Below are 13,244 nucleotides of genomic sequence, written 5' to 3'. Positions count from 1 at the left end.
TTGTCCGCTCCCGAAGTCCGCCAGTTCCGCCCGTTCCCGTCATGCCGGGGCCGGTTGGACTGTCGGAGAAACGCGTGCGGCCCGTTCATGCAGCACGAAACGGAATCGCTCCCTCCCACACTGCAATCGATGCATGTGACCCCAATGGCGCTAACTTATCGCCACGAATCCCACCGGGAAATCACGTAGCGGCGCCGTTTTGCCGAGGTTCCGGCACCGCTCTGCCCGCCGCGCCCGCTCGCCCAGACCCTTGAATATACTTCCTTTTGACCGATGCCCCGCGCCGGGACGCCGCAATTCGGGTTCCGGGCGGCAGGCCGTGCGCTTGCCGGATGAATGGACAACAACCCTCAGGGAAATGACGCAATGCACAATGCCCCGAAAGGCGGTTACTTCTGCCTCTGTTATTTGTGATTTCCTGTGAAAATACGGTGTTTCCACAATAACGCCCTAAACCCTCCGTTTGGCGTCTTTGTCTATTTTCGAAACGCCGGGTCGCCAACGGGCAAAAAGAAGAAAACCAGCACGGACTGGCCAGCACCAACTGGAAAGGGCGCGCGCGGGTCATATCCCGTCGGCCCCGGACAGTCCCGGTACGACCGCCACATCAGATCGAGGCCGATACACAAACCAGTCACAGCAAAGCCGGGGCAACGAAGGCCCGGCAGCGCCAAGCTCAACGGACCTGGAAGGGTTTCCCCCCCAATGCTCGACCCAAGCAAGCACGACGAGGAAAACGGACAGCCCGGTCCGCTGGCCGACACGGAACAGGCCGGAATGCCCCCGCCCGATCACGGCATCCTGGCCTTCGACTGCCTGTTCAACACCTCGCCCATGGGCCTGTTGCTGGTCGACGGGCGCGGCCTGATCGTGCGGATCAATGCCCGCGCGCTGGCCATGTTCGGCTATGAGGAGGCCGAACTGGTCGGGGAACCGATCGAGACCCTGCTGCCCCATCGCGCCCGCCCCCATCATGTCGCCATCCGCGAGGGCTATATCGCGGCCCCCTCGATCCGCGCGATGGGCAAGGGCCGCGACCTGACCGGACGCCGCAAGGACGGCATCGAGTTTCCCCTCGAAATCGGGCTGAGCCCGCTCACCACGCAAAACGGAATGATGACCTGCGCCTCGATCGTCGACATCACCGAGCGCAAGCGCGCCGAACTGCGCCTGCGCGAGGCCAATGCCCAGCTCGAAGAATTCACCTATGTCGCCAGCCACGACTTGCGCTCGCCCATGCGCGGCATCGCCAACCTGATCAACATCATCCGCGAAGACTATGGCGAACAGGCGCCCCCGGCCGTGCTCCACAATCTGGGCCGCATGGAAGAGCGGGTGAACAACACCGAGAAGATCATCTCCGATCTCCTGCACTATGCCCGCGCCGGACGCCGCGCGATCAAGGCCGAGCCCATCGTGCTGGCAGACCTGATAGCCGAAGTCGTCGAAACAGAAAGCCCGCCACCGGGCATGACCATCACGGTCGAGGCCAGCGACGAGGAATTCGAGGGCGTGCGCACCCCGCTCACCACGATCCTGCGCAACCTGCTCTCGAACGCGATCAAGCATCACGACCGCGAGACCGGGACGATCACCCTGCGCGCGCGGCTTGAGGGCAACTCCTGCCTTTTCGACGTGTGCGACGACGGGCCGGGCATTCCCGAAGCCTCGCAAGGGCGCGTCTTCCGCCTGTTCCAGACGCTGAGCGCGGCCCAGCGCAAGGGCACCGGCCTGGGGCTGGCCGTCGTGCAGCGCCTGGTCGAAAGCCACGGCGGCTCCATCACCCTGCTCAGCCAGGACGGAAAACGTGGCTGCACGTTCCGTGTCACCTGGCCGCGCTTTGCCAGGACGGATCTGGATGACTGACCGCATGGTAGATATTCTGGTCGTCGACGACGACGAACTCACCGTCGAGATGGTCGCCCGCTCGCTCGCCAAGGTCGGACCGGGATTCCGGGCGATTGCAGCCTGCGACGGGCTGGAGGCACTCGACATCCTGCGGGGGCGCTCGCCCCTCAGGCTCAAGCGCCCCCATATCGTCCTGCTCGATCTCAACATGCCGCGCATGAACGGCTTCGAATTCCTCGAAGCGATCCGCAGCGACGACGAACTTTCGCAGACGGTGGTTTTCGTGCTGACCACCTCGGACGCCGATTCCGACCTGACCCGCGCCTATCGCGAACAGGTCGCCGGCTACATGGTCAAATCGCACGCCGGGCAGCAGTTTGCCCGCGTCGCCTCGCTGCTGTGCGAATATCGCCAGACAGTGCACCTGCCGGTCTGAGGAGCCATCATGTCCCCCCCCGCCTCCAGCCTGCCCGACGACCCCGGCCTGCACCTGCCCTTTCCCCCGGTGTTTCCCTCTGCGCCCGGAGCCCCTCTGGCTTCGCGTTTTGCCGCTTCTCCCCCGCTGCTGGCCCCGGCCCTGCCGACCGCGCCCAGCCGGGAGGAAAGCATGCCCTTGCGCTTCCTGCTGGTCGACGACGACGACGTGGACCGCGAGGTCGTCAGCCGCCTGCTGTCGCGGATCGATCCGAGCTTCGAGCTGGTCGAGGCGGTCAACATCACCGATGCGCGCGAAAAGCTCGAAAACGGGCAGTTCGACTGCGTCCTGCTCGACTATCATCTGGGCGGCGCGCGCGGGCTCGATCTCCTGCCCTTGGTGGCCGCGCACCGGACCGAAATCTGCCCGGTGATCCTGATCACCCTGCGCGAGACCGAGGCCCTGATCGTCGAGGCGATCCGCAGCGGCGTGTCCGACTACATCGCCAAGTCCAGCCTCGACGAACCGCGCCTCCACAGCGTACTCGAAACCGTTCTGGCGCGCGCGGCGGTCGAGGAACAGCGGCTGAGCGCCGAACGCCATTTCCGCAAGCTGGCCGAGTCAATGCGCCTCAACTACGAGGAATCGCTGCGCGCCACCGCCGAGCGCGCCGAAAGCGCGATGCGCGCCAAGACCCAGTTCCTCGCCAACATGAGCCACGAGATCCGCACCCCGCTCAACACCGTGATCGGCATCGCCTACCTGCTGCGCCACACCGCGCTCGATGCCTCGCAGGCCGATCTGGTCGACAAGATCGAAGTGGCCAGCAAGACGCTGCTGGGGATCGTCAACAACGTGCTCGACACCTCAAAGCTCGACGACAAGAGCGTCCGGCTCGAACATATCCCGCTGCGCCTGACCGATCTGGTCGACGACTTGCGCAAGATGACCGAAGTCCAGATCGGCGAGCGCGACCTCGCGCTGCGCTTCTCGATCGCGCCCGACGTGCCCCCCCAGATCCTGGGCGACCCCACCCGCCTCCACCAGATCCTCAGCAACCTGCTGACCAATGCGATCAAGTTCACGCCCAAGGGCCATATCGAACTGACGATCACCACCTTCCTCGACGCCGATCAGGCCCAGCGCTTTGCCATCACCGTCAGCGATACCGGCATCGGCATCGAACGCGACATGATCGACCGCCTGTTCGAGCGCTTCACCCAGGCCGACAGCTCGACCACCCGCCAGTTCGGCGGCTCCGGGCTGGGTCTGGCGATCACCCGCGATCTGGTGACGCTGATGGGCGGGACGATCAGCGCCGAGAGCGAACCAGGCCATGGCACGCGGTTCCGTGTCGAACTGCCCTGCCAGCCTTTCGTGGAAACCGAACCGGCCCAGCAACTGATCGACGAGGACATGGCCGGGTCGCACCGGCTGGCGGGCCTGCGCGTGCTGCTGGTCGACGATTGCGAGATCAACCTCGACATCGCCTCGCGCATCCTCGCGATGGAATCGGCGCAAGTGAGCACCGCCACCAATGGCCAGCAGGCGGTCGACATGGCGCTCGACAGCGCGAACGCCTTCGACATCATCCTGATGGACCTCCAGATGCCGGTGCTCGACGGCCACGATGCCTTCAACCGCATCCGCGGCGCGCGGGGCCATGCCCGCCCGCCGGTCCTCGCGCTGACCGCGGCGGCGGGCGATCTGGTGGGCAACGGCTTCGAGCTGGGAGGGATGGACGGCCTCGTCTCCAAGCCCTTCAACGTCGAGGATCTGGTCCGCGCGATCCTGCGCCACACCCGCAACAATGCCCCGGCCATCCGCGCCCTGCGCCATCAGGAACAGGCCGCGAGCGTCCACGAGACCGATCTGGCCTGGCCCCAGTTCTCGCATATCGACACCGATCAGGCCTGCCTGCGGCTGGGCGGCGATCAGGCGCTGTTCAAGTCGGCGCTCTCGCGCCTGCTTCAGGACAACGGCGATCTGGCCGTCCACATCGCCATGGACGACAGCGCGGCGCTGCGCTCGCGGCTTCACCGGCTCAAGGGCAGCGCGGGCCTCGTGGGGGCGGGCACGCTGCGCCATGCGGTGCACCAGGCCGAAATGGCCTCGCACAAGCAGGACTTGCCCGAACTGGGCCGCTCGCTGGCCATCGTCGTGCGCGAACTCGACCTCATCCGCGCCGAAACCACCCCCTACCTGCAATTCATCCCCTTTGGCCGCGAGACCCTGCATGGCCATTCGAATGCCCCCCTGGGCACACTGAACTGATCGCGAAAGACACTGCCATGGCCCGCATCCTGATTGCCGAAGACGATGCCATTGCCGCCAGCGTGCTGGCCAATGCCCTGATGAACGCGGGCCATGCGGTGGGCGTGCTCGACAATGGCCGCGATGCGCTGTTCACGATCCGCGCCAAGCGCCCCGACATCGTGATCCTCGATGGCGACCTGCCCGAGATGCACGGACTGACCGTGCTGCGCGACTTGCGCCACGATGCGCAAGTCTGGCACACCCCGGTCTTCATGCTCACCGCCAGCCGCAGCCGCGCCGACGAGGAAATCGCGATGCGCGCAGGCGCCACGGGCTATCTGCGCAAGCCTTTCGATCCCGACTACGTGCTCTTTCGCATCAACGAGGCGCTCGAAGCCCATCTTGCGCTCCATGCCCCGCCCCCGCGCCGCACGCTGATCTGACCTTACCCCGTCTCGCCCTTCCCCTGCCTTGTCCTTCCTCCGGCTTTGTGAAAAAGCCCCACTGGTCCGGCATCAGGCCGGAGAGCGGCAGGGAGAACGCGAATGCCTGATGCACAGGCGCCCGATCTTGCGAGTCCCGATCTTGCGAGTATCGTGCACGACATCGCCGCCGAAATGCGCCTGCGGGCCGAGCGGGGCACCGTGGCCGACTATATCCCCGCGCTCGCCACCGTCTCGCCCGACCGCTTCGGCATCGCGGTCATCATGGCCGATGGCACCTGCCACACCGCCGGAGACGCCGACGAGGCCTTCTCGATCCAGAGCATTTCCAAGGTCTTTGCCCTGACCATGGCGCTGGGCGCGGTGGGCGATGCCCTGTGGCAGCGGGTCGGGCGCGAACCTTCGGGCAGCGCGTTCAACTCGATCGTCCAGCTCGAAAGCGAGCATGGCATCCCGCGCAACCCGTTCATCAATGCCGGCGCCATCGTGGTCAGCGACATCCTGCTGGGCAACCACGAACCGCGCGAGGCCATCGGCGAAATGCTGCGCTTCGTGCGCGCGCTGGCCTCCGACGAAACGATCCGCATCGACGAGACCGTCGCCCAGGGCGAATTGCAGACCGGGTTTCGCAACATCGCGCTGGCCAATTACATGCGCGCCTTCGGCAATGTCCGCCATCCGGTCGAAAAAGTGCTCGGTCTCTATTTCCACCAGTGTGCCATCGCGATGAGCTGCCGCCAGTTGGCTGCCGCCGGGCGCTACCTGATGGCGCGCGGGCGCCATCCCGAATCCGGGCGCAGCGTGGTCTCGCCCCGCCGCGCGCGCCGCATCAATGCCCTGATGCTCACCTGCGGCCACTATGACGGCTCGGGCGAATTCGCGTTCCGCACCGGCTTGCCGGGCAAGTCGGGCGTGGGCGGGGGCATTCTGGCCATCGCGCCGGGGGTGGCCAGCATCGCGGTCTGGTCGCCCGGCCTCAACGAACGGGGCAATTCGCTGCTGGGCACGCTCGCCCTCGAACGGCTGGTCGAACACACCGGCTGGTCGGTGTTCGATCCGGTCACCACGGCCTGAAGCCCGCTGCGCGCGGCAGGCCGCCACCACCGCGCGCAACTGCGCCTGCACTTTTTGAAGCCTTTCACGGGGTTCCATATCGGTCGCCCCCGCCTATATGGATGAAACCGTTTGCGTGGCTCGCGCATTGTCTGGCCGCGCCCGAGCGCCGCTCGCCCCAGACGCTGACAGACCCGAAAGTGCATGGCCATGACCCCGACCTCCCCCGGCCCCGGTGCCCCTTCAGAAAGGCCCCGCCGGCGCGGCATCGCCACGGCCAATGCCGAAATCCGCGACGGCATCGTGCCCGCCGCCGATGCGCTGACCCCGGCGCGCGATCCGGGCGGGCCCGATACTTCGGGCTCCAACTACCGGCTGGTCGCGCTGATCGTGGCTTCGGCGCTGTTCATGGAATTCGTCGACGCGACCGTGCTGGCCACCGCCCTGCCCACGATGGCCCGCGATTTCGGCGTGCGCCCGCCCGAAATGAGCATCGCGCTCACCTCCTACCTGCTCGCGCTCGCGGTGTTCATCCCGGCTTCGGGCCTTCTGGCCGACCGCTATGGCTCGCGCACGGTGTTCCGTTCGGCCATCGCACTGTTCGTGGCCGGAAGCCTGGCTTGCGGTCAGGCGCCCACGCTCGGCGCCATGGTGCTGGCCCGCTTCCTCCAGGGCATGGGCGGGGCGATGATGATCCCGGTCGGGCGGCTCGTCCTGCTGCGCTCGGTGGCCAAGCAGGACATGGTCAACGCGATGTCCTGGCTGCTCGTCCCCGCGCTGGTCGGCCCGGTCGTGGGCCCGCCGCTGGGCGGCTTCATCGTCACCTATCTCGACTGGCGCTGGATCTTCTACATCAACCTGCCGGTCGGCGTGCTCGGGTTCTGCCTGGTCAGCCGCTTCATCGCCAATTTCCGCGAAGACCACACCCCGCGCTTCGATGCAGGCGGCTTCGTGCTGAGCGGGGTCTCGCTCGGCTGCCTGCTGTTCGGCTGCGAGATGGCCAGCCGCGCCGGACAGGGCAAGCTGGCACTGGCCCTGCTGGCCATCGGCGCCGTATCGGGCTTCTTCTACATCCGCCACGCGCACGGGCGCGAGGGCGCGATCCTCGACCTTACCCTGATGCGCGATCGCACGTTTCGCCTTTCGGTGATCGCCGGATCGATCACCCGGATCACCCAGGGCGCCCAGCCCTTCCTGCTGCCGCTGATGATGCAGGTGGGCTTCGGCTTTACCGCGGCGCGCAGCGGCATGATCACCGTGGCCACGGCCATCGGCTCGCTCATGATGAAAAGCATGGCACCGCGCGTGCTGCGCCGCTTCGGCTTTCGCCGGACGCTGGTGTGCAACGGGATCATCGCGACGGCAGGCTATGCCACCTGCGGGCTGTTCAGTCCGGCCTGGCCGGTCTGGGCGATGTTCGGCGTGCTGGTGTTCTCGGGCTTCTTCATGTCGCTCCAGTTCACCGCCTACAACACCCTCGCCTACGACGCCATTCCCCAGCGCCGGATGAGCAGCGCGACCGCGTTCTATTCGACGTTCCAGCAACTGATGCTCTCGCTGGGCATCTGCGTGGCTGCCGTGGCACTGCATCTGGCCATGCTGGCAAGCGGCGATGCCACCGCTGTCCGGCACGATTTCTCGGTCGCGTTCTGGGTCGTCACGGCGATCTCGCTGGGCGCAACGATCTGGAACCTGCGCTTTGCTCCCGACGCGGGGGCCGAGATCAGCGGGCACCATGTCCCCGTAACGCCCACGCCCGAAGGGGAGCAGCGGCAGGCGGCCTGAGGGCCCGGAGTCCGTGAAAGACCACGCAGGCCTAGACCAGAACCTTGCGCTCCACGCGCCCGCCCTCGCCAAAGACGCGCAAGTAGCGGGCCACTTCGGCAGCCTCGCCGGTGGTCTTGCGCGGGTTGTCCGAAAGCTTGACCGCCGGACGCCCATTGGCGCTGGTGACCTTGCAGACCAGCGAGATCGGCTCGAGGCCGGGGCTGCCATCGGGCGCGCAGTCGCGGAAATCGTTGGTCAGGTTGGTGCCCCAGCCAAAGCTGAGCCGCACCCGCCCGTGGAAATGGTGGTAGGTCTGCTCGATCGTGTCGATGTCCATGCCATCGGAAAAGATCAGCAGTTTCGTGCGCGGGTCGATCCCTTGCGATTTCCACCAGGCGATGATCTGCTCGCCCCCCTCGATGGGCGGCGCGCTGTCCGGGCGGAAGCCGGTCCATTGCGCGACCCACGATGGCGCATCGCGCAGGAAAGCCGTGGTGCCAAAGGCATCGGGCAGCGCGATCAGCAGGTTGCCGTTGTAGTGAGCGCGCCATTCCTCAAGCACGCGATAGGGCGCGCTGGCCAGTTCGGCATCGTCGCGCGCGAGGGCGGCGGCCACCATCGGCAATTCGTGGGCATTGGTGCCGATGGCTTCAAGATCGGCATCCATCGCCAGCAGCACGTTCGAGGTGCCGATGAAGCGGCTGCCCAGCCCTTCCTTGAGCGCCTCGACACACCAGCGCTGCCACAGGAACCCGTGGCGCCGCCGCGTGCCGAAGTCGGACAGCACGAGATCCGGCAGCAGCCGCAGCCGCTCCACCTTGTCCCACAACTTGGCCTTGGCGCGGGCATAGAGCACGTCGAGCGCAAACTTGCCCCGCGCGCGCATCGCCGCGCGGGCGCGCAACTCGTTGATGATCGCCAGCGCCGGGATTTCCCACATCGTCGTGTGGGTCCACGGGCCTTCGAAGCGCAGTTCATACTGCCCGTCGACCTTGCGCAGATCATAGGGCGGCAGGCGGAAATCGGCGAGCCAGGCGATGAAATCGGGCGAGAACATCTGCTGGCGCCCATAGAAGCTGTTGCCCGCCAGCCAGATCAGCTCCTTCTTGGAAAACCGCAGCGTCCGCGCAAAATCGAGCTGGGCGCGCAGTTCCTCCTCGTCGATCACCTCGGCCAGACGGACCGAGCGCGTGCGGTTGATGACCGAGAACGTCGCCTGCACATCGGCATGGATGTGCTGGATCATCTGGAGCATCAGCAGCTTGTAGAAGTCGGTGTCGAGCAGGCTGCGAACGATGGGGTCGAGCCGGAAATTGTGCCCATACGTGCGCGTGGCGATGTCGGTCAGCGTCATGACCGTGCCATAGCGCCATAACGCAGGCAGCCCAAGCCCCTGCAACAACAAGCCCTTGCAGAACAAGGTGCGGGCGTCATCGCAGGGGCTCGCCCTTCCTCACATCATGTCGCGCGCGATGGTTTCGACCCATTCGCGCTGCGCCACCGGCTCGTCATTCTCATAGGCGACGAGTTCGCCTTCGAGATGGAAATGCGTGGCATCGGAGCGCATGGCCACGCGCACGTCGGCGCGCGTGCGCCAGCCCTCGCGGCCCATCGCAATGGTCTGCGTGAGGACATAGCGCGCGCTGAGCGGATCATCGTCGTGAATGGTCAGTTCGCGGCGCAAGTCGTGGGCGATCTCGGTGCCGGTCTCGTCGAACCGCAGGATGCCCTCGCCAAAGACCCCGCCTGCCGCTTCGGTCACATAGGTCTGCAAGCCGGTCACATGGTCGACCGTGCTCGTGCGCGCAACGGTGCCCTCGCCGATCTGCGTGATCGGCGTGCGGGGCCCATGGGCGGGGGGCAGCATCGTGATCGTGGGGTGATCCTCGGGCAGGACTGGCAGTTCGAGGCGGCTGGCCGCCGCATCGAGCGCGAGCGTCACGCGCGCGGGCGTCGGCCAGATCAGCGGCCAATAGGTCGTCGCCACCGCAAGGCGCATCCGGTGCCCGGCGGGGAAGCGATGGCCGCAGACATTGAGGTCGATCGCCACGTCGAAGGCCTCGCCCGGCACCAGCGGCTCGGGGTTTTCGTGGCTGTGGCGGTGGGTGAGGTTGAAGACCTGGTAGGTCACGCGCGTCGCCGTGCCATCGGGCGCGACGTCGGACAGGCGCAGCACGCAATGGGCGACCGGCTGGTCGGCGCTGAGCCGCAAATGCGCGCGCACCGTGCCCAGAACCGAGAGCGGCGCATCGAGCACATCGGTCTCGAACACCAGCGCCCCGCCATCGTCGAGGCGCTGGTCGGTCGCATGTTCGCCCGCACAGCCCGCCCCCATCCATTCGCCGCCCGCGCGGCCATGGCTCTGGGGCGAGCAGATCGAAAGCACGCCGGGCTTTCCGGGCGCATCGGCAAGGCGGCCCTCGCCCCCCAGATGGAGCACGCGGGGAGCCAATTCGTCCGACGGCCACTGGTCGAGGCCGACCCAGCGCCCCGGCATCATCGTGCGCGTGCCCTCGGGCCGAACCGCATCCTCGACATAGGCGCGCAGTTTGGGATCATCCATGACCCCGGTGTCCTCGCCCTTGAGCCAGTGGTCCCACCAGCGCACGGCCTCCTGGAGAAAGCCGATGGCCGGGCCCGGCACGCCGTCGTGCGGATAGATATGGCCCCAGGGGCCGATGATCCCCCGGCTGGGCACCGCAAGGTTGGCGATCAGGCGCGGCACCGCATTGGTATAGCTGTCGGCCCAGCCGCCCACGGCCAGCACCGGACAGGCAATCGCGCCGTAATCGGTGCAGACCGACCCGTGCTGCCAATAGGCATCATAACGCTGGTGGGCGAGCCAGAGCGCGGGAAAGAACGGCATATGGGCCAGACGGTCGAGCCAGGCCTCGCGCCAGCCCTCGCCCACGATGGCCGGATCGAGCGGGCGGGCCTGATAGGCCAGCATGATCCCGCCCCACCACAGATTGTCGTTGAGCAGGCAGCCGCCCATGTAGTGGATGTCGTCGGTATAGCGGTTGTCGGTGAAGAACGTGGTGATCACCGCCTTGAGCGCCTCCGGACGCCGGGCGGCGACTTGCAGCGAATTGAACCCGCTCCACGACTTGCCCTGCATCCCCACTTTGCCGTTGCACCACGGCTGCGCGGCGATCCACGCGATCACGGCGAGCGCGTCATCCTGTTCGAGCGGCAGGTATTCGTCGGCCAGATACCCGTCGGATTCGCCCGAACCGCGCATGTCGACGCGGATCGCGGCATAGCCGTGCTGCGCATAATAGCCGTGCATCGGCTCGTCGCGCCCGCGCGTTCCGTCGCGCTTGCGATAGGGGATATATTCGAGGATCGCGGGCACGGGCGTTTCGAGGGCACCCTCGGGCAGCCAGAGCCGCGCGCCCAGACGGCAGCCGTCGGGCATCTCGATCCACAGGTGTTCTTCGACAGTTACAGGCACGGGCACAGGTCCGGACATCAGGGGGAGGCTTTCCGAAGGGGATATCATTTGAATTTCGCAGGTTTCAGGCGGCGATAGAGCAGCGCGGGATAGGTTTCATACGTGCCGCTGCCCGCCACGGCCCCGGCCTGCTCGATCCGCACGCCTTCGGGAACCGCATGCCAGACCAGCCGCATGTCGCGCCCGCGCGAAGGGATCACGCTGTCCAGTTCGACGGCGCCATCGGCGCGGGCCTTGCCCGACAGGATGATCGCGCCCCACTGGTTGTCGGCCCAGAGCTGGACCCAATGCTGGCCGTCGAACCGGCTGATGCTCATCCCCGCGAGCGGGAACGGGGTGCCCGGATGGCGATAGGTCTGCCCGACAAAGCGCATCTGCTGGCGGATCACGCAATGGCCATAGAGCGCATCGACATGATCGGTCGCCACCTGACGGTCGCTCTGCGCATCATAGACGGCCCAGTCGCCCAGCCAGAAATCGAACGCATGATGGGCCGGGCTGTCGCACGGGCGAGCCGGATCGAGGCCCGGCGTCGCCGTGGCACTCAGCGTCGAGGGGAGCGCGGGCGCCGCAGCCGCATGGGCCATCGGCGCGCCCGCAACATGGGCCAGGCCCAGCAGCAGCAGGGTCAGAATCGGTTCATGCCTCCAAAGTGCGGGTGCGCGCGATGATGCGGCGCAAGGTCGGCGCGGCCAGCGCGATGATGGTGATGCAGCCGCCCGAGAGCGCGGCGATCATCGTCCAGTAGACCACCGGCGAGAACAGGCCCCACAGGCCCCCGATCCAGCCGCTCGCGATATTGCCGAGGAAGACCGTGAGGTACCACATGGCCATCGTCGTGGCGCCCTTGCCCTCGGGCGCGAGGCGCGAATAGAGGCCCATGGCCGCCGGGCTGAAGAACAGGTCGCCCATTTCCCAGATCAGAAAATAGACCAGCAGCGGCACCATGGCCGGGGGCTTGCCCCCGCTCACCAGCGCATAGACCGGCAGCAGAAGCTGCGCCGCCACGACGAACCCGGCCCCGATCAGCAGCTTGGTCACCGGCCCCGGCTCGCGCCCGCGCCGCGCCTGATGCGACCACCAGCGGTTGAGCAGCGGGGTGCCCAGCAGGACGACACTGGGCGGAATGGCCTGTATCCAGGCCATCATCACGTCGTCGGGCGTGGCCACCAGCCAGCGCATCATGGCATTGGCCTGCTGTTCGTAGCTCATCCACATGAACACCGAGGCCAGCGAGATCAGGCCCAGCACCGCCCATGCCGCGCGCCGTGCAGCTTTCGCCTCTCCCCTGCCCGCCGCAACCTGATCCGCAACCGAAGCGGCAGGCGCCTGCCTGCCACGCGCGCCGGGCAGCAGGCGCAGACAGGCGACATAGATCGCCAGCCCGATCAGCATACCCACCGAAGTCGCCTCGAAGGCCGCGCTCCAGCCCCAGACCTGTGCCAGCCAGGCGCAGACCAGCGGGGCCGCCGTCGCGCCGGTATTGATGCCCACGTAGAACAGCGAGAACCCGCGTTCGCGCCGCCCGTCCTGCGGCGCGTAGAGATCGGCCACTTGCGCGGCGATATTGCCCTTGAGCCCGCCCGTGCCCAGAATGACCAGCACGAGCGCGAGCAGGAACGTGGCATGGGTGGTCAGCAGCACATGGCCGAGCGCCACCAGCACCCCGCCCGCCACGATCATCCGCGACTTGCCAAACCAGCGATCGGCCAGCCAGCCCCCGATCAACGGAGTGAAATAGACGAAGCCGCTGTAAAGCCCGTAAATCTGCGAGGCGAGCGCCTGCCACTGCGCGCTGCTGGCGCGCGCCGCATCGAAGCCGAGCAGCCCGGCCATCGTGGCAAAGCCCACCATGTCCTGCGGCCGCTGGGCCAGCGCGACATGGGTGAGATAGAGGATCAGCAGCGCGCGCATCCCGTAGAACGAGAAGCGCTCCCACAATTCGACCGTGAAGAGCACCGTAAGCCCGGCCGGATGGCCGAACAGATCGCGCACACGCCGGGCTTCC

Annotated in this window: 10 protein-coding genes; 6 read left to right on the top strand and 4 right to left on the bottom strand. The window is 66.9% G+C overall.

The annotated features are described in order from the left end of the window. Positions 1 to 705: 705 nt before the first annotated feature. From SBI20_RS16220 to SBI20_RS16195, 6 genes are all read left to right on the top strand, one after another. Positions 706 to 1,866 (top strand): sensor histidine kinase, encoded by a 1,161-nt coding sequence (locus tag SBI20_RS16220; protein ID WP_317975990.1) that lies wholly within the window; start codon positions 706 to 708, stop codon positions 1,864 to 1,866. Next, positions 1,859 to 2,284 (top strand): response regulator, encoded by a 426-nt coding sequence (locus tag SBI20_RS16215; RefSeq protein WP_317975989.1) that lies wholly within the window; start codon positions 1,859 to 1,861, stop codon positions 2,282 to 2,284. Before SBI20_RS16220 ends, SBI20_RS16215 begins: the two co-directional genes overlap by 8 nt. A 9-nt stretch (positions 2,285 to 2,293) precedes the next feature. Continuing rightward, positions 2,294 to 4,537, top strand: coding sequence for a hybrid sensor histidine kinase/response regulator (locus SBI20_RS16210; protein WP_317975988.1), 2,244 nt, complete (start codon positions 2,294 to 2,296; stop codon positions 4,535 to 4,537). A 17-nt stretch (positions 4,538 to 4,554) separates the two neighbouring features. Then, positions 4,555 to 4,962: a response regulator transcription factor gene (locus SBI20_RS16205; RefSeq protein ID WP_317975987.1), complete on the top strand. Its 408-nt coding sequence runs from the start codon at positions 4,555 to 4,557 to the stop codon at positions 4,960 to 4,962. A 102-nt stretch (positions 4,963 to 5,064) separates the two neighbouring features. After that, positions 5,065 to 6,036, top strand: a complete 972-nt coding sequence (locus tag SBI20_RS16200) for a glutaminase (protein ID WP_317975986.1) — start codon at positions 5,065 to 5,067, stop codon at positions 6,034 to 6,036. A 189-nt stretch (positions 6,037 to 6,225) separates the two neighbouring features. After that, positions 6,226 to 7,800 (top strand): MDR family MFS transporter, encoded by a 1,575-nt coding sequence (locus SBI20_RS16195; RefSeq protein WP_317975985.1) that lies wholly within the window; start codon positions 6,226 to 6,228, stop codon positions 7,798 to 7,800. A 31-nt stretch (positions 7,801 to 7,831) separates the two neighbouring features. Here the strand turns inward: SBI20_RS16195 and pncB are convergent, their stop codons facing one another. From pncB to SBI20_RS16175, 4 genes are all read right to left on the bottom strand, one after another. After that, positions 7,832 to 9,136: a nicotinate phosphoribosyltransferase gene (pncB, locus tag SBI20_RS16190; RefSeq protein WP_317975984.1), complete on the bottom strand. Its 1,305-nt coding sequence runs from the start codon at positions 9,134 to 9,136 to the stop codon at positions 7,832 to 7,834. Positions 9,137 to 9,235: 99 nt separating this feature from the next. Further along, positions 9,236 to 11,254 carry a CocE/NonD family hydrolase gene (locus tag SBI20_RS16185; protein ID WP_317975983.1) on the bottom strand — a complete coding sequence of 673 codons (2,019 nt, stop codon included), beginning with the start codon at positions 11,252 to 11,254 and terminating at the stop codon, positions 9,236 to 9,238. Positions 11,255 to 11,280: 26 nt separating this feature from the next. Further along, positions 11,281 to 11,823 (bottom strand): hypothetical protein, encoded by a 543-nt coding sequence (locus tag SBI20_RS16180; protein WP_317975982.1) that lies wholly within the window; start codon positions 11,821 to 11,823, stop codon positions 11,281 to 11,283. Between the two features lie 52 nt (positions 11,824 to 11,875). Beyond that, entirely contained in the window at positions 11,876 to 13,231 is a 1,356-nt protein-coding gene (locus tag SBI20_RS16175) for a peptide MFS transporter (protein WP_317975981.1), read from the bottom strand. Between the last annotated feature and the right edge of the window lie 13 nt (positions 13,232 to 13,244).

The sequence above is a fragment of the Novosphingobium sp. IK01 genome, from assembly GCF_033242265.1.
GTDB classification, from domain to species: domain Bacteria; phylum Pseudomonadota; class Alphaproteobacteria; order Sphingomonadales; family Sphingomonadaceae; genus Novosphingobium; species Novosphingobium pituita.
The sequence above is the reverse complement of the archived record's forward strand: the minus strand, read 5'-3'. Positions and strand labels throughout refer to the sequence as shown.